Annotated in this window: 16 protein-coding genes; 8 read left to right on the top strand and 8 right to left on the bottom strand. The window is 41.7% G+C overall.

The window, feature by feature from the left end; genetic code table 11:
- Window positions 1–25 precede the first annotated feature (25 nt).
- The 3 genes from J4E06_RS01450 (at window position 26) to J4E06_RS01440 (ending at window position 1,823) form a co-directional block, all read left to right on the top strand.
- A complete protein-coding gene (locus tag J4E06_RS01450) occupies window positions 26–481 on the top strand; it encodes a COG2426 family protein (protein ID WP_349522268.1) in 456 nt (151 codons plus the stop codon).
- Between the two features lie 90 nt (window positions 482–571).
- Window positions 572–1,441, top strand: a complete 870-nt coding sequence (locus J4E06_RS01445) for a DUF808 domain-containing protein (RefSeq protein ID WP_349522267.1) — start codon at window positions 572–574, stop codon at window positions 1,439–1,441.
- A 16-nt stretch (window positions 1,442–1,457) separates the two neighbouring features.
- The gene (locus J4E06_RS01440) at window positions 1,458–1,823 is read left to right on the top strand and encodes a DUF1801 domain-containing protein (RefSeq protein ID WP_349522266.1); all 366 of its coding nucleotides are present in this window, start codon (window positions 1,458–1,460) and stop codon (window positions 1,821–1,823) included.
- On the opposite strand, the gene J4E06_RS01435 is transcribed toward J4E06_RS01440, so the two are convergent.
- The 6 genes from J4E06_RS01435 to kdsA form a co-directional block, all read right to left on the bottom strand.
- Window positions 1,824–3,395: a PepSY-associated TM helix domain-containing protein gene (locus tag J4E06_RS01435; protein WP_349522265.1), complete on the bottom strand. Its 1,572-nt coding sequence runs from the start codon at window positions 3,393–3,395 to the stop codon at window positions 1,824–1,826. It lies immediately after the preceding gene.
- 3 nt (window positions 3,396–3,398) lie between these two features.
- A complete protein-coding gene (locus J4E06_RS01430; RefSeq protein ID WP_349522264.1) occupies window positions 3,399–3,698 on the bottom strand; it encodes a hypothetical protein in 300 nt (99 codons plus the stop codon).
- A 3-nt stretch (window positions 3,699–3,701) separates the two neighbouring features.
- Window positions 3,702–4,034 carry a hypothetical protein gene (locus tag J4E06_RS01425; RefSeq protein ID WP_349522263.1) on the bottom strand — a complete coding sequence of 111 codons (333 nt, stop codon included), beginning with the start codon at window positions 4,032–4,034 and terminating at the stop codon, window positions 3,702–3,704.
- A gap of 3 nt (window positions 4,035–4,037) precedes the next feature.
- Complete coding sequence (locus tag J4E06_RS01420) at window positions 4,038–4,754, bottom strand: DUF4198 domain-containing protein (RefSeq protein WP_349522262.1); 717 nt, start codon at window positions 4,752–4,754, stop codon at window positions 4,038–4,040.
- A 10-nt stretch (window positions 4,755–4,764) separates the two neighbouring features.
- Complete coding sequence (locus J4E06_RS01415) at window positions 4,765–7,227, bottom strand: TonB-dependent receptor domain-containing protein (RefSeq protein WP_349522261.1); 2,463 nt, start codon at window positions 7,225–7,227, stop codon at window positions 4,765–4,767.
- Between the two features lie 163 nt (window positions 7,228–7,390).
- Window positions 7,391–8,209, bottom strand: coding sequence for a 3-deoxy-8-phosphooctulonate synthase (gene kdsA / locus J4E06_RS01410; protein ID WP_349522260.1), 819 nt, complete (start codon window positions 8,207–8,209; stop codon window positions 7,391–7,393).
- Window positions 8,210–8,282: 73 nt separating this feature from the next.
- Here kdsA and J4E06_RS01405 point away from each other — a divergent pair, with 73 nt between their 5' ends.
- From J4E06_RS01405 to typA, 3 genes are all read left to right on the top strand, one after another.
- Window positions 8,283–8,864 (top strand): hypothetical protein, encoded by a 582-nt coding sequence (locus J4E06_RS01405; protein ID WP_349522259.1) that lies wholly within the window; start codon window positions 8,283–8,285, stop codon window positions 8,862–8,864.
- Between the two features lie 65 nt (window positions 8,865–8,929).
- A complete protein-coding gene (locus J4E06_RS01400) occupies window positions 8,930–9,487 on the top strand; it encodes a hypothetical protein (protein WP_349522258.1) in 558 nt (185 codons plus the stop codon).
- 97 nt (window positions 9,488–9,584) lie between these two features.
- On the top strand, window positions 9,585–11,384 hold the full coding sequence (gene typA, locus J4E06_RS01395) for a translational GTPase TypA (RefSeq protein ID WP_349522257.1): 1,800 nt from the start codon (window positions 9,585–9,587) through the stop codon (window positions 11,382–11,384).
- 186 nt (window positions 11,385–11,570) lie between these two features.
- Here typA and ppgK read toward each other — a convergent pair whose 3' ends face one another.
- Window positions 11,571–12,329 carry a polyphosphate--glucose phosphotransferase gene (gene ppgK / locus J4E06_RS01390; RefSeq protein WP_349522256.1) on the bottom strand — a complete coding sequence of 253 codons (759 nt, stop codon included), beginning with the start codon at window positions 12,327–12,329 and terminating at the stop codon, window positions 11,571–11,573.
- 97 nt (window positions 12,330–12,426) lie between these two features.
- A complete protein-coding gene (locus J4E06_RS01385) occupies window positions 12,427–13,110 on the bottom strand; it encodes a cell division ATP-binding protein FtsE (RefSeq protein WP_349522255.1) in 684 nt (227 codons plus the stop codon).
- Between the two features lie 146 nt (window positions 13,111–13,256).
- On the opposite strand from J4E06_RS01385, the gene J4E06_RS01380 reads away from it, so the two are divergent.
- Window positions 13,257–16,280: a tetratricopeptide repeat protein gene (locus tag J4E06_RS01380; protein ID WP_349522254.1), complete on the top strand. Its 3,024-nt coding sequence runs from the start codon at window positions 13,257–13,259 to the stop codon at window positions 16,278–16,280.
- Window positions 16,281–16,292: 12 nt separating this feature from the next.
- On the top strand, window positions 16,293–18,047 hold the full coding sequence (locus J4E06_RS01375; protein ID WP_349522253.1) for a TonB-dependent receptor: 1,755 nt from the start codon (window positions 16,293–16,295) through the stop codon (window positions 18,045–18,047).
- The last annotated feature ends 67 nt before the right edge of the window (window positions 18,048–18,114 follow it).

Here is an 18,114-nt window from a genome sequence, read left to right as displayed (position 1 = left end):
TTTGCCAGCTTAAAACAGCTACATTTTGCATATTGATTTATTAATAGCGGCATTGTGGAGCCTGTCCCCATTTGGAGAGGCTAAAGTGGGTATTCCCTATGGTATGTACCGAGGGGTGAACGAGTATCTGGTGTTCGTTGTTTGTTTTGGTGCCAATGTGCTGGTATTTCCTATGATGATGTTTTTTTTGGAGTACATCAACCGTCATTTGGTCAAATGGCGATTTTATAAAAAGTCTGCTGTTTTTGTAGGGCAAAGGGCCAAAAAAGGGTCAGGTAAAAAAATACAACGATTCGGTTTTTTGGGCGTTGTATTGTTTGTTATGATTCCTTTGCCCGGTACTGGGGTCTACGCGGGAAGCATAGCCGCGTATTTGTTCAAAATGAAAAAACGTGAGGCCTTTGCCGCCAATACCATTGGTATTTTCTTTTCTTCCGTGATTGTTTGGGTGGCGACCTTGTTGTCCATGAAAGGGGCATAGTGGTTTTTACTGCTTTTATATGGGCGGTTAAACTTGGATTTATTTATTTTTCTCCTAATCTTTGACTTTTCACTAACCTAAAAGATTTCTATGGCTTCTGGTTTTTTTGCTGTTTTGGATGACATTTCTGTACTTATGGACGATGTGGCCACCATGAGTAAGGTAGCAACCAAGAAAACAGCAGGTATATTGGGCGATGACTTGGCCGTGAATGCCGAGAAGGCCACCGGTTTTTTGGCCAGTAGGGAAATCCCGGTGCTTTGGGCCATAACCAAAGGTTCTTTTTTGAACAAATTGATCATTCTTCCCATTGCATTCTTGTTGAGTGCTTATTTGCCTGTTGCGATTACGGTTATTTTGATTTTGGGAGGAGTGTATTTGGCCTATGAAGGTGTAGAGAAAGTGTACGAGTATCTATTTCATCGTAAAGATGAAGAACGGTATGAAGACCCCATTGATATTCCCGAAGAAGAGTTGCCCGAACTTGAGAAGAAAAAAATCAAGCAGGCGATAATCACAGATTTTATCCTCTCCGTTGAGATTGTCATTATTGCATTGAGCACCGTGGTCAATGAACCTTTGACTATACGAATTGCAACGGTATCGGTAGTGGCGTTGTTGGCGACCGTTGGAGTATATGGTGTTGTAGCATTGATTGTACGTATGGACGATTATGGGTACAGACTGATTCGCCTCAACGATCGTGACGATAGTTTCTCTGACAAAGTGGGCGGGGTATTGGTGAATGCCCTTCCGAAAATAATCCGGGCGTTATCCGTGGTGGGCACCCTGGCCTTGTTATTGGTTTCAGGAGGGATCTTTACACATAACATTGAATTCTTTCATCATTTGTTCCCAGGCCTGCCCACACTTCTCAAAGATTTTATTTTTGGGTTGGTCATTGGTTTCATAGCACTTTTTTTGTTGAAATTGGTCAGAAAGCTGTTCAAGCGTAAATAAAACCAAGCTCTCTTGCATGAATCCTGCTGAAGATTATATCATCAACCAAGAAGAGCCTTTCAAAAGTATATTGATGCAATTACAGGTTTTGGTAGAGACCTCGGTGCCCAACTTGGAACTGAAATACAAATACCGATTGCCATTTTACTACCTGAACGGAAAACCCTTTTGCTATTTCAATGTTTCAAGAAAAAAGGGTTATGTGGATGTTGGCTTTTGGAGCTCCGCACATTTAAGTGTTCATTTGGATAAAATGATTACGGAAGGTAGAAAAGTAATGCGGTCACTTCGATACCATAACTTAAATGATATTGATGCCGAAGTTTTCGTGGACGTCATCAAGGATGCGGAAACCGTGAATCACAAAGGTTTCTGGAAATAATTAATTTATTGAAGGTTTTAAAGCTGCTTTTTTAGTTTTCAGTTTAAAGAATGCAATCCAAAGGGAAACAATCCCTAAAATCAACCAAAGCAAATCCACCAAAAGGATGTGCTGATACCCGTTATGATACGCCACCCACAACCAATTTCCTGTAGCGACCCCATTAGCAATCGGAACCAATAATCCCAAAAATCCTCCAGAAATCAAGGTCCATTTGTTAGTGAAGGCAATATCCTTTTTAAGAATGAAGAATACGGTGAACACTAACCAGATTGGAAAATAAGTTTGATAGAGGAAGCTCATATTTACTGTTGGGGCAAACTTTACGATGATGAATTCCAATGCGGTCACAGGGAGCAAAGTTAGGCATATTGCCATATACCAATTGGCGACTTGTTGATTGAACTTTCTTCGTTTTGCGGGTATGTTTTTTTTGTCGCGTGCCACCAACCAGATCATAATTCCGGATAGAATCACAAAACAGGAAACCAACCCAAGAATAAAGGAAATTACGCGCAAGCCATAACCTGCGTAATCACCAAAATGTAGCCGATACATCATATTTTTTACCCCATCCAAATACGAAGTGCTATTGACGGGCACTTTTTCCTCTGCAATGGAACCATCGGCTATTTTGTAAATACGATGCCCCAAACCGTTCAGTTTGGTGTCGTAACCCAAATATCCGCTGATGGCGGCGTGCATGTTCTGGTCACCATAGTTAAAAATATGTGTTTCCGTTACTCTAAAATCGCCCCATTCTTCTTTCATCTCTTGAACATATTGGTCCAAGTTGATGGCGTTGTCCAATTTTTCATTTTGGAATTTATAAACAGGGTGGTTGTACTCTAAATCTTCAAACAGTTTATTTTGATTACCATCGTACAGTCCCATTACGACCGGAAAAATTAAAATACCTTTGAGCAAAAAGAAAGCTCCTGTGACGGCATACATAAACTGAAAGGGAAAGCCTATCACTCCCAGAGCCGTATGGGCATCCGTCCACATGGTTTTGAGCTTGGCCCAAGGTCGGAAGGTGTAAAAGTTGGAAACGATCTTCTTCCAATGCACCAAGATACCTGTTATGATCGCAAACAGGAAAAAGAAAGCCACAAACCCTGCCAAGGTTCTGCCGTAAGGGTAGGGGATTTGATCTAAAAAGTGGAGACGGTATAAGAATTCCCCCAAATGATAATTGCTTGCATAATCCTCGGTTTTGATTCTGGACTCAGGGTCCAAATAAAAGAAAACGGGAGTTTGGGCATCTTCCGAAGCCAACGAATCTTTGGATGCACCCAAATTGACGGAAATACTTCTCTCGTTGTAATAATGCCGTAATTCTACATCGCGTCCGTAGAGATCGTATTCTTTGGAAAGGTCACTCAAGTGGCGGTCAACGCTTCCGGGCAATGCATCTACTTGACTAACGGAATGTCCGCGTTGCCAATTGGCAATTTCATCCCTGAAAAAAGAGAAAGATCCCGTAAAGAAAATAACATAAAGTGCAACGCTGATCACAATACCACTAACGGTATGCGTGTGAAATAGAATATTGTAGATACGGTTTCCCATGGTTTATACAATTGGGTTGGTTTGGTTTCCAAAATGGAAAATGACAAAGAGCACTAAACTGGCCAAAAGATAAATACCCCAAACTTTCCAGCCATTTTTGCCCAAAAAGGCAACAATCATTAATGTAGCCCAAAGGATAAAGGCCGAAAAAGTACTGGTAATGATTACCGCTACGTGGTTGAACCAACTGGCCAAGGCCAAATGGAGTAGGATTGCCACAATAAACCCGCCCAAAATGGCTGCGGATATTTTGGCAAATCGTTGCGATACAGTAGGGGTCAAGTATTTTTTGTTGGCTGGCATAGGTTAAAACAATAGGATTTCAAATAGTACGGCGCATAAAAAGAGGATACCTAATAAGCGATAGTTCAGCAATCGCAATGGCGCCAAGAGTATCACCAAACTGGCAATGGTCATCAAAAGGATAAAAAAAGTAAATGTACCCGAACCAATACCCCAGTAAAAACAGCTAAGCCCCAATGATAAAATCATTAGGGCCAAACTGGCATATTGAGAGGCTTTTTTATTTGCACCGGTCCATCTCTCAAAACCTAGATTTCCTGCCGAAACTGTTTTTTTGGATGTGCCGTACAGTAGATAAAAGGCGAAAAAAGTGAGCAATGAAATTATGGTGACCATGGATTATCGTTTTATGCAATAGGTGGCGCAGTGCCAAATAAATTCGTAGTCATCGCCATTATAAGCGCCTGGAACTTCTTCTTTGGTGGTTGTCTCCACAATGTATTTGGTATCCCAAGGCAGGGCAAAGGAAACCTCTCCATTATCATCCGTGTACAAGGTTTTCGACCATAGGTCGGAAACGTACACTTTAAGCTCGTTTTTGGCCAATGGCTCTCCTTTGTAAACTACTTGAAGCTTGATTTCCTCCCCATCATTTTCCAATTGCTTCACTACAATTCCCTCAGGATTTGCGGTTTTTGTATCACCATCTGTTCCTACTAGAACCTTGGCCGTTGAATGATAGTGTGTCTTGAAAATCCCGAAGTCGTACTGGGTATAATCAATTACATCGATTTCATTGTTGTTCAAAGCGATGGTGTAAACGCCATTTTGTGATGGTGTAAAGCTTGCCAAATAATGGTCTTCCTTGGCTTTCGTGTTCAATTCGGTTTTTGTGCCATCAGGAGCAATTACCCAAAGGGTAAACTTGGATACTGCTGGAAAAGCTTCGCCCTCCACTTTTTCAATGACGCCATAAGTGTATTCGCCGTAATGCACGCGAACTTCTTGTGCCTGGCCCAAGGTTCCATTGCCGTTGGTCTCAATCCAAAGGTAATGTGCAGATACCGACAATACGGGCAAAGTAATGAGCAATAGGGTTGCGATTAGTTTTTTCATCTGATTTTTTCTAGAATTTATAAGTAAAGTTGGCAGAAAGGCTTCTCAAGTTTTGTGGGCTGATGGTAGACCAACCTTTGTAGTAGTCTTTGTTGGCTAAGTTGTCCAGCTTCAAAGTGATTCTGAAATTTCTTGCATCGTAAAAGGTTGATGCATTTAGGATAGTATACTCATCAATGGCAAACGTACCATTGGATCTATTAAAGATTTTGTTCTCACTGGCGTAGTTGCCTCCAAATCCAAGGCCAAAGTTTTCCAATGTGCCTTGTGTAAATCGGTAGCTGGCCCAAACATTGGCCAAGTTCATGGGGCCTGCGCTTTCTGGTCTAAAACCTAGAAAGCTGGCATCTCCTTCTACTAGTTTGCTATCATTGTAACTGTATCCTGCAATAATGTTCAATCCATCAATGGGGGAGGCAACAATGCTGGCTTCAAAACCTTTACTTGTCTGTTCACCATCTTGGGTATAGAAATAGTTGTCGGCATCGGTATCAATACGTTGTGCCATATTGCTTACCGTAATATCGTAGTAGCTCAAGGTGGCCGAAAGCCTATCATCCAACAAGTTTAGTTTGGTACCCACTTCAAATTGGTTGGCTTGTTCCGGGTTCAAAGCTCTTACCGATGTGTTTCCGTTGGATATTTCCGTTACTGGGGCCACATTGCTGAAACCGTTCATATAATTGGCGAATAAAGATACTTTGTTCAAGATGGGTTGGTACACCAATCCGAATTTTGGAGAAAATGCAGTTTGATTATAGCCATCATTGGAAAAACGGTCCACGCGTAAACTGGCCATTGCGGACAACTCTGGCAATAGATTGATTACGTTGGAGGCGTAGGCACTGAAAATTTCTTGCTCTGCCTCGCTAAATTGTGCTCCCGGATTGGCCAAAGTGGCTATTCCTGCATCGGCGCCAGCTTGGGTCAAAACACCGGAGTCGTACAATCCAGTTCCCATTGGAGTGCCAAAGAAATCGTGTAGTGCTGGAACCACTGCTTGGAACTCGTCCGGATTTGAACCTACATAGGTAAAACCTTGGTTACCGTACCCCGTGCTGTTGTTGATGGTTCTTGTTTTAAGGTAATCCAATCCCACAACCATACGATTGCGCATAGTTCCAATAGTAAAATCTCCGATGAAATTTTGTTGAATGTCGGTACCCAAAGTCTCTGAATTTTGGTTGCTTGTATAGCGAGCCAAAATAATACCATCGGAAATCGGGGTTTCTGAAAGACCTTCAGCCGTTGTGGTCACCTCGTACAAGTAGGAATAGTAGCCGTCAGATTTTGCATTGGACCTGGAAACTACAGTTTGCGAGGTCCAGGAATCACTCAAAATATAGTTCATCTGACCTTGCAGACTATACGTTGGTGTATCGATATACAAGTCGTTGCTGGTGTAGGAACGTTTAAAATCATAACCAAGTTCATCCAGATTGGTTACACGAAGGGGTACGCCACGATCTAGGAACAACATAGTTTGATTGGTGCTCCTACCGTTGTAAAACTCAGTATTGATGTTGAAAGAGAGTCTATCACTTGCCTGAAACGCCAAGGACGGAGCAAAGAAGAACGATTTTCTAAATCCGGCATCTTGGTAGCTGTTCTGGGTATGGTATGCCGTGTTAACACGAAGTGCAATATTGTTTTGATCGCCCAGAGTGGTATTTACGTCGGCACTCACACGGTTTAATCCGTAGCTGCCAGAAGTGTAGGAGATATTTCCTCCAAAGCCGTAGAATGGTTTTTTGGTGTTGATGTTGATCAAACCACCGTAAGAAATTAAACTACTACCATACAAAGTGCCCGATGGGCCTTTGATTACTTCAATGGATTCTATGTTGGCGGGATCCGGGCTACCATTGGTCAAACCTGGTAAGCCGTTGATCATAGTCGGTTGAACGGGAAAACCACGCAAAGAAAAGTAACCAGCACCATCATTGCCTCTTCCCGTAGACTCCCAAAGTTTGTCGATACCGGGAGCGTTTTTTAGTGCATCATCAAAATTGGTAATTACTTGATCCTCCAGTAATTCTGATGAGATAGCGTTGTACACTTGTGGGTTCTCGATGTCTCTAAGCGGCATTTTCGACACATAAACACTTGCCTTGCGCGAAAATTTGTTTATTTGATTGCCTTCAACCACAACTTCATTAAGCTGTTCTTGACGCTCGACCATAACAATGGTTTCTACATTGGTGGTTTGGTCGGCATAAACGTTTACGGTTTTATTTTGTGTGCCATAACCTACCATGGAAAACGTAAGTGTGTAGGAGCCAGACGCGAGATTGGATATCTCATATCCCCCAGAATAATCCGTGTTTGTGCCTAAGCTTGTGTTGGACACCGCAATATTTACATTGCCAAGAGGATTGTTTTTTTGATCGGTTACTGTTCCTTTTAGGTTTCCGGTTTGTGCTTGAGAAGTGCAAAAAACAGCGAAACTAAGAATGAGTACTATGTGTTTCATTTTATTTGTAATTGGTCTAAATAAGTTTTAGCTGCAAATGTATGTTCCAGTGCTAAATCAAACAAAGAATATTTAGACTAATTATAAATAAGGTTAAAAAAGGTGGTGTAATTTTTTGATATACAAGTGTGTACAATCAAAATTTTAACACTTTAAAATCTCGTTAGAGCGAATTGATAGTCTTTCGGATGGCGGTCAAATCCGTGAGAAGTTTCTCCAACAAACTTAAATCCAACATATTGGCGCCATCACTTTTGGCATTTGAAGGGTCAAAATGGGTTTCCATAAAAAGCCCATCAACACCGGCTGCGATTCCTGCTCGTGCCATAGTTCCGATCAACGCAGGTCTACCGCCTGTAACTCCTGAAGATTGGTTGGGTTGCTGTAGGGAATGGGTAACATCCAAAACCACTGGGGCGTATTGCTTCATAGTAGGGACGCCGCGGAAATCCACAATCATATCTTGGTAGCCGAACATGGTTCCGCGATCGGTGATCCAAACCTGTTCATTGCCAGAATCGGTCACCTTTTTTACGGCGTGTTGCATACTTTCGGGGCTCATAAATTGTCCTTTTTTTAAGTTGACTACTTTACCTGTTTTGGCAGCTGCTACCACCAAGTCTGTTTGTCTTACCAAAAAAGCGGGTATTTGGAGCACATCCACATATTCGGCAGCCATAGAAGCATCCGAAATTTCATGAATATCGGTTATGGTGGGAACCTCGAAGGTTTCGGAAACTTTTTTCAAAATCTTTAAGGCCTTTTCATTGCCAATACCCGTAAAAGAATCAATACGGCTACGGTTCGCTTTTTTAAAACTCCCTTTGAAAACATAAGGAATGTTGAGCTTGTCGGCAATGGCAACCACTTTTTCTGCAATGCGCATGGCCATTTCTTCGCCTTCAATGGCGCAGGGCCCTGCCAACAAGAAAAAATTATTGCTGTCCGTATGTTTTATCTGTGGAATTTTGGTGATGTCCATTTCTTAAAGTTTGCACAAATATAATATTTAACGATGGTATCCTTTTTAGATTTATCAAACTAAACCATCAACTATGAAGTATAAAATTGTTTTTATTGTTCTTTGTTTTGCTTCTACCATTATGCAAGCGCAATGGCAAGAACGGGGCGGAACTTTTGATTTACCGCATCTGGAACGCCATCAATTTAAATTGAATTTGTTGAGCCCTGGGTTTACGTATGAATTGGGGCTTTTCAAAAACCAAAGTGTCTCCACAAACTTGGGTTTGGCCACCGCCACCTATCAAGAAGGTTATGTCTTTGGATTGGCAATGAACAACCGATACCGATATTACCATAATTTTAATAGGAGGCAAAGACTGGACAAAAACACCTCTGGCAATTCAGGGAATTATATTGCTGCGGCTCAGGCGATTTTCTTTTCGCAGCTCCGAATCTCCACGAATGTTGAAGGTCCAGACGATTTTAATCTCGGTTTTTATGGAATGGTCTATGGTATTCAGCGTACCTACGAAAAAGGCTTTAATTTTAACGTTGAACTAGGAGCGGGATATTATAAAGGAGATGGTGTGCTGGACGGATATGGACCATTGTTTAACTTCACTTTTGGTTGGGTGGCGACCAAAAGAAAGAAAAAGGACCCATACCTGGATTAAATAAAGCCAATAAAACATACTATTTTGATGAAGTTTGGGTTATAATACTACCAAATTAACCTACAATGCGTCGTTTACTTCTATTGGTATTTCTGTCCACTGGATTTTTTTTGCATGCCCAATATGGGACTAATTGCGAGATTCGTCAGTTTAAACTCAATGCCATCAATCCTGGTGTCGAGTACGAAATGGCCCTGGGCGTAAACAGCACCTTGGATATTCGAATTGCTTATCAAGTGGCATTGGAGCCTGCCAGCTCGCAACCGCTGGAAGATTTTGACTTTTTCCCCGCCATCACCGTTCAAAACAGATATTACCACAATTTACGTAGTCGAGAAAGGCGTAGAAGATCCATCTACGGGAATTCTGGTAACTATTTTGCACCATCCGTAGCCCTATTTTCTCCTGGAGACCGTGTGGTCGAGGGGCGATTGGTGGATGGCATCCACGGCTACGGTGGACTGGTTTACGGTATTCAACGGAGTTATAATTCTGGCTTTAGTTTCTCCATAGATGCGGGTGCAGGTTATTACGTAGGCCCCTTTAAAGGAGGCATTCACCCCGTGGTGAACCTAAGTATTGGTTGGATTATCAGCGAAAAGCGCTGGTGTGTGGGTCTGTAGATTTGGAACTCCCACAAAATCAATAAGATAAAAATAACATTTAGGTGTGTTGCACAAGAAAAAATAGCAGTATCTTTGCGGGCTTAAAATTTAGGTTATGTCCAAAATTAAAAACATTGCAATTATTGCACACGTAGACCACGGTAAGACTACCTTGGTTGATAAAATTATGTACCATTGCCAGTTGTTCCGCGATAACGAGAACAAAGGCGACCTGATATTGGACAACAACGACCTGGAAAGGGAACGTGGAATCACCATTGTTTCCAAAAACGTTTCAGTTGTTTACAAAGACATTAAAATCAATATTATAGATACCCCTGGTCACGCCGATTTCGGTGGTGAAGTGGAGCGAGTACTAAATATGGCCGATGGGGTTTTGTTGTTGGTTGATGCCTTCGAAGGGCCAATGCCGCAGACCCGTTTTGTGCTTCAAAAAGCGATTGACCTTGGATTGAAGCCTTGTGTGGTTATCAACAAAGTAGATAAAGAAAACTGTACCCCGGAGGAAGTGCACGAAAAAGTGTTCGATTTGATGTTTGAATTGGGTGCAGAAGAATGGCAGTTGGATTTTCCAACCGTTTATGGTTCTGCAAAGAACAACTGGATGGGCGAGGATTGGAAAGAGCCTACCGAAAGCATTGAGCCATTGTTGGATATGGTCATCGAGCATGTTCCAGAATTTAAACCACAAGAAGGTACAACCCAAATGTTGATCACCTCGTTGGACTTTTCTTCGTTCACGGGGCGAATAGCTATCGGTAGATTGCAAAGAGGGAGCCTTCGCGAAGGACAACAGGTTTCTTTGGTAAAAAGAGATGGTTCCATTGTGAAGACCAGAATCAAAGAACTTTTCACGTTCGAAGGTCTGGGACGTTTAAAAGTGGAAGAAGTAGTTGCAGGCGATATCTGTGCTATTGTGGGAATGGAAGGATTTGAAATCGGTGACACCGTTGCCGACCTTGAAAACCCAGAAAAACTAAAGACCATCGCGATTGATGAGCCTACAATGAGTATGCTTTTCACGATCAACGATAGTCCGTTTTTTGGTAAGGATGGAAAATTTGTTACTTCCAGACACATTAAAGAACGTTTGGAAAAAGAATTGGAGAAAAACTTGGCGCTTCGCGTTCAGGAAACCGATAGTGCCGACAAGTTTTTGGTGTACGGACGTGGTGTATTGCACCTTTCTGTTTTGATAGAAACAATGCGTAGGGAAGGCTACGAACTACAAATAGGCCAGCCACAGGTGATCATCAAAGAAATTGATGGTGTAAAATGTGAGCCAGTGGAAAACCTGACCATCGATTTACCGGAAGAAGTGTCTGGAAAAGCTGTGGAAATGGTATCCATCCGTAAAGGAGAAATGACCAGTATGGAAGCAAGAGGTTCCCGAATGGTCTGTGAATTCATTATTCCATCCAGAGGAATCATCGGTCTTAGAAACCAATTGCTGACGGCAACAGCGGGAGAGGCCATTATGGCGCACCGATTTTTGGAGTACCAACCCTTAAAAGGCGATATCCCACAACGATTGAACGGTTCTTTGGTCTCTATGGAAAATGGAACAGCCATTCCTTATTCTATTGATAAACTTCAGGATAGAGGTAAATTCTTTGTAGATCCAGGAGAGGATATTTATGAGGGTCAGGTAATTGGTGAGAACTCTCGTCAAGACGATATGACTGTGAACGTAACCAAGACCAAAAAACTATCCAATGTTCGTTCTTCAGGAGCGGATGATAAGGCCAAGATTGTACCGGCCATCAAATTCTCCTTGGAAGAAGCTTTGGAATATATCCAAAAAGATGAATACGTTGAGGTAACGCCACGTCACCTAAGGATCAGAAAAATCTATCTAAAAGAAGTGGACAGAAAAAGAAACAAAGTAGTGTAATCAAAAACACACTTTGAAAAACTTATAAAGCGAGTGAGGAAACTAATCTTCATTCGCTTTTCTTTTTTGATGGCTATTCGTTTTCGTAATGACTTTACAAGAGATTCTTCACTCGCTTATGCTCGTTCAGAATGACACCAATGTAAGTCTTGGTCCTTGATTCCTGTTTGTCCTGAATCCTAAAAATCAATGCAAGTGTCCATGGTGTTGCTCACGTAAACAAGATACGGCCGCTCCAATGATTCCAGCGTGGTTCATAAGTTCGGCCTTTACCACATTGGTTTCAATTTTGATGTGGTGACTGAACTCTTCCCATTTTTTGGAGGTTCCGCCCCCAACGATTATAAGATCTGGACAAACAATAAGTTCCACCAATTTTAAAAATTTATTGAAGCGTTTGCCCCATTTTTTAAAACTGAGTTCTTCTCTTTCCTTGGCAGAGGCAGCCGCCCATTTTTCAATTTTTTTGTGTTTTTTGTAAGGAATTTGTCCTAACTCAAAATTTGGGATCAACACACCGTTGAAAAATGCACCGCTTCCCAATCCGGTTCCGATGGTAATCATAATGACCAACCCATCTTTACCTTTTCCAACACCATAGTTCATAGATGCATATCCTGCAGCATCGGCATCGTTCAGAACAGTAAATTCTTGACCTGTGTACTCGGTAAACAATTCATCAATATTGACACCGACCCAACTTGGGTCTAGGTTTCCAGGGGACTTACAAATTCCATTTTTAACTATAGATGGAAATCCACAGCCTACAGGGCCTTTATAATTAAAGTGGTCCACAATTTCTGCCACCACTTTGGCCATGTCCTTCGGTTTTTTTGATTTTGGAGTAGGAATTCGGAAACGTTCTGTCAACATTTCCCCAGTTTCGGCGTTTACCAAGGCACCTTTGATGCCCGAACCGCCAATGTCAATACCAAGAATTTCCATATATAGGAATCGCGATTAGTTTAAACAAAGTAACAAAAACTTTTATTGAACAAGTAATTGTATTGAAAATCAATGGGCTGTACTTGCATTTTGATGGTCATATCGCCTTTTGAATCACTTCAAAAACCTTACTCCCATCACACTTTAGGGTTTTGTGCGGGTATTTCAAAATCAGGGCATAGTCGTGTGTGGCCATAATAATCGTACGCCCATTTTGATTGATATCCTGCAACACTTTCATGACCTCTACACTGGTCTGTGGATCAAGGTTTCCAGTCGGCTCATCCGCTAGAATAAGCTCAGGGTCGTTCAACAGGGCGCGGGCAATGGCAATACGTTGTTGTTCGCCGCCCGATAGTTCGTGTGGGAACTTAAAACCTTTGGTTTTCATTCCCACCTTGTCGAGGACTTCCTCGATTTTGTCGTCCATTTTTTTAGGATCGGTCCAGCCGGTTGCCTTAAGTACAAATTTTAGGTTGTTATTGATGTTTCTATCGGGCAGCAATTTAAAATCTTGGAATACAATCCCCAGTTTTCTTCGTAAGTAGGGAATGTCCTTTTCTTTCAAGGTTTTTAAATCAAACTCCACCACTTCCCCCGAACCCTGTTTAAATGGTAGGTCGGCATAAAGCGTTTTCATAAAACTACTCTTTCCGCTTCCCGTTTTTCCAATAACGTAAACGAACTCCCCCTTTTTAACTTCAAGGTCAATTTCGTTGAGAACCAGATTCTCGTTCTGAAATATGGCTACGTCTTTTAGTTTTACAATGGTCTCGGGCATAGTATTGCTTTATGGAATAAAGGTACTAAGTTCTTAAATTATTCATCAATATTGCACAACCAAATGTTACAACTTTAGGTGTTGACATACTTTGGCCTTAATTTTGACGTTATGAATAAAGTCAATCGAGAAGAGCGTAGAACACTATGAATCGAAAAAAACTCCTTTCAATTCCCATATTACTGGGAACTTTTTTTGTGCTTTCCGCACAGGAAACCAAAATATATACCCACGAAAATAAAGCCTATCAAGATGCCTTGGCGCTCTATAACAACGAGCAATACCAAGCGGCCCAGCACATTTTTGAGTCGGTAAAGGAAACCACCAAAGATGGCGAAACCGAAGCCAATAGCGCTTACTATGCCGCCAATGCCGCCATTCGCTTGAACCAGCGCGGAGCGGATAAAATGATGGAAGATTTTGTGGAAAGATATCCAACATCCACCAAAAGAAATTCTGCTTTTTTAGATGTGGCCGATTACTATTTTGAAACTGGAAAATACCCCTACGCTTTAAAATGGTACAAAAAGATTGATGAAAATTCGATGCCGTATTCCGAGCGCGACCGTTTTAATTTTAATAATGGGTACGCTTTGTACACGTCCAAACGTCCGCAAGAAGCCGAACGTTATTTGAACAAGGTCACTACCTCCCAAAAGTATGGTTCGCAGGCCAAATATTATTTAGGGTACATCGCTTATGAGCAAGACGATTACAATTCGGCAAGTGCCCGATTTGACCAGATTCAAGATCCTGAATTATTGGATGAAAAGTTGACGTATTATCAGGCGGACCTAAATTTTAAATTGGGCAAGTTTGAAGAAGCCATTGCATTGGCGAAAAAGCAGTTGTCCAAAAGCAACCGTCAAGAAGTTTCGGAACTCAACAAGATCATCGGCGAAAGCTATTTCAATTTGGAACAATATGCCGAAGCGATTCCCTATTTGGAAGAATATAAGGGCAAACGGGGCAAATTAAATAACACCGACTACTATTTGCTAGGCTACAGCCATTATAAACTGGGTGATTATCAAAAAGCCATTCAGCAATTCAATAAAATTATAGGTGGGAGCAATGCGGTTTCCCAAAATGCGTATTATCACTTGGCGGAATGCTATTTAAAGTTGGATAAAAAATCCGAAGCGCTAAATGCTTTCCGTAATGCTTCGCAAATGGAGTTCAGTCCAGAAATCCAAAAAGATGCCTGGTTGAACTATGCCCGTTTGAGCTACGAAATTGGGAATGCCTACGAACCCGTTCCACAGGTTTTAACCACCTATCTGGAAAAATATCCAAAGGATGAATATCAAATGGAGATCCAAGAACTTTTGGTGGACTCTTACATTACCTCTCGAAATTTTGAAGGAGCGATGCAGCTTTTGGAGGAAAATCAAAACTACGCAAGCAAAGAAACCTATCAAAAAGTGGCCTATTACCGAGGCATTGAGCTTTTTATTGATGGTGATTACGAAGGTGCTTGGGAGCGATTTGATAAATCTTTGAAAAATGCGGAAAATACCAGTTTTGAAGCTCGCACCCTGTATTGGAAAGCAGAATCTGCTTACCGACTGAACCGTTTTGAGGAAGCCTTGGTCGATTTTGTGCGTTTCCAGAATTCGCCAGCAGCCAAATCACTTTCGGAATATGACCAGTTGGATTATAATTTGGGCTACTCCTATTTTAAACTAAAAGACTACAACAACGCGATATCTTATTTTCAGAATGTGGTGAGTTCCAATGCCATTGATGATCAACGAAAAAATGATGGTTACTTGCGCTTAGGAGACAGTTACTTTGTAAACAGTAAATATCAACTGGCAAGAAAAGCTTACGATGCTTCATCAAAGATGAACGGCCCCGAACGGGATTATGCTGCCTTCCAAAAAACACTTTGCGATGGCTTTTTGGGCAACAATTCAGCAAAGATTGAGGGTCTCAACGAATTCTTGAGGTTGTTTCCTAAATCATCATTGCGGGATGATGCCTTGTTTGAATTGGGTAATTCATATATCAACAATAACCAAGAAAGTTTAGGGCTCCAGACCTACGATAGAATCGTGGATGAATACTCGGGAAGTAGGTTTGCGCCAAGAGGATTGTTGCGTTCCGGTTTGGTGTATTACAATTCAAGTCGTAATGATCAAGCGTTGGACAAGCTAAAAGAGGTGGTTCAAAAATATCCTAACACCCAAGAAGCCAAACAAGCGGTGGCAACGGCCAAATTGGTTTATGTGGACGAAGATCGAGTTAGCGAATACGCAGCTTGGGCCAGAAACTTGGATTTTGTGGAGGTGACTGATTCCGAACTGGACAATGCCAGTTTTGAATCCGCAGAAAGAAAACAAATCGAAGGCAAAATTCCGGCCGCCATTCGCGGATATGAGGATTATTTAAAAGAGTTTCCGAATGGATTGCACGCCCAGAACGCCAATTTTGCCCTAGCACAGCTCTACTTTGCCAATGGCGAAAAAGACAAAGCTTTGCCTAAATACAAAGCCGTTGCCGATGGAGGCAATGGAGAATATACGGAACAAGCTTTGACCCGTGTTTGTGAAATCTACGTGGAAAAACAAGATTACAACAGTGCCATTCCGTATTTAAAAAGATTGGAAAACACGGCTGATATTTCTGAGAATAAAACCTTTGCACAATCCAATTTGATGAAAGGTTTTTACGGACAGAAGGACTATTCACAAACTATTGATTATGCTGAAAAAGTGTTGAACGCCCCAAAAATCGATGATCGCATCAAAAGTGATGCACAGATTATGATTGCGCGTTCCGCCATTGCCACTGATAATGAAAGTTTGGCAAAAACAGCCTATCAAGATGTTCGGAAAATTGCTTCAGGAGAACTTGCGGCCGAAGCGTGGTACTACGATGCGTATTTTAAAAATCAGGAACAGGCTTTTGAAGCATCCAACGAGTCCGTTCAAAAATTGGCCAAGGATTATGCGGCCTACAAGGAATGGGCAGGAAAAGGCTTGGTAATCATGGCCAAGAACTTTTACAATTTGGGAGATGCCTTCCAGGCCACCTACATTTTGGAAAGCGTCATCTCCAATTTTTCTGAATTTGAGGAAATCCTTGCGGAAGCAGAAAGCGAGTTGGCCACCATCAAGGCCAAAGAAGCAGAGAGCAATTCATCCGTAGACCCCAACGAAAATTAAACGAGACACAAGATGCAAAAGAGAACCTATATATTTTCATTACTTTTTTTGAGCCTTTGCGGAGCTGTTATCGGCCAAGAAGAGGATAACATTGGTACGGAAACGGTAACGGTCGTGAAACCGTATTCCCCCACCGTTTCGGATGCCTTTAAGATTAAATCCTCACCATCTTTGAACGATTCTATTGTGCTGCAAAAGAAGAAAATCAATTACAGCATATTTTCCGTCCCCGTAGCCTCTACTTTTACACCTGCAAAGGGCAAGGCTTCGGGAGTGGAAAAAACACCACCGCCCACTTTGTACAATTCGTATGCATCCGTCGGTTTGGGCAATTACAATAATGCCTTGGTGGATTTTTATACGAGCCGCGAATTTAATAGAGGTGAAGATTTGTTGGATTTTGGCCTTACCCACAACTCATCCCGTGGTGATTTGGATTTTACACCCTTGGAAACGGATTTCTACGATACCAAATTGAATGCTTCCTACGCGAAAAAGGATCGCTATATGGATTGGGGCGCTGCGATTGGTCTGCAACACCAGCTTTACAATTGGTACGGCATCGAGAGCGAATTGTTCAGTGAGGATGAAATCAATGCGATGGATGAGACGCAAAACTATTTCAATGCCGAGGCCAAGGCCCATTTTAATATGGAAGACTCCTATTTTAAAAGTGGTAATGTGTTGTTGAGGCGTTTTTGGGATGCCACGGAGTCCGCCGAGAACCGAGCTGTCATTAACCCCACTTTTGAACTTCCCATTACCGAGGAATTGATTACGATTTCCGCGAAGGTGGATTATGTAGGGGGCAGTTTTCAAAATGGTTCCATTACAGAAGGGGCAAACGATGGAGAAAAAAAATATAGCAATTTACAGGCAGGGGTAACCCCAAGTCTTTTGATTTTGCGTGATGACCTTACCATCAATTTGGGAGCCAACCTTGTCTACGGTTTGGATATGGAGAACAGCGAGAACAACTTTTATATTTACCCCGCTGTAACGGCATCATACCGTGTTATGGACGAAAATGTCATTGCCTACGGGGGAATCGAAGGAGAGTTGAAGCAAAACTCCTATCACGATTTTGTAGATGAAAACCCTTATGTGTCACCAACTTTGGACATTGTCCCCACTGACCAGCAATATGAAGGATATTTGGGACTAAAAGGGCAATTGACCTCCAATGTAGGGTACAACATCAAAGGTTCATACATGGCGGAGAATAGAAAACCACTTTTCTTTCATAATACCATAAACACATCCAGAATGGATGAAAAAAGCTATTATTATGGCAATTCCTTTCAGGTTTTTTATGATGATGTAAAAACCTTGGGCGTGTTCGGGGAAATCAATGTGGATATCAATCGTAACTTTTCGTTGGGCGTAAATGGAGAATTCTATGATTACGATACCGAGACGGATAACCCAGCGTGGAATTTGCCTTCCATTAAAGGCTCTTTGTTTATGGATTATCAAATCACCGATCAATGGTATATGGGAGCAAACTTGTTCTATGTGGGAGAAAGGGATGATTTATTGTCAACAATCAGTCCAATAAATATAGCAGATCCACCTATAGTGTACACGCCTGTCACTTTGGATGGCTTTTTTGATGCCAATGCACACGTAGGGTATCGGTTTAATGAACAACTTTCCATTTTTGTAAAAGCATCCAATATTGCGAACAACAATTACCAGCGTTGGGCCAATTTTAGGGTGCAAGGTTTCCAAGCTTTGGCGGGCGTATCCTATAAGTTTGATTTTTAGACTGTAGGAGAATACGCAATAAATTGTTAAAAATACCGTTCATTATTTTCGGTCAACTCGTTGATGT

The organism is Allomuricauda sp. NFXS6, from assembly GCF_040148835.1.
In the GTDB taxonomy this organism is placed as follows: domain Bacteria; phylum Bacteroidota; class Bacteroidia; order Flavobacteriales; family Flavobacteriaceae; genus Flagellimonas.
This window is presented reverse-complemented; position numbering and strand designations above follow the sequence as displayed.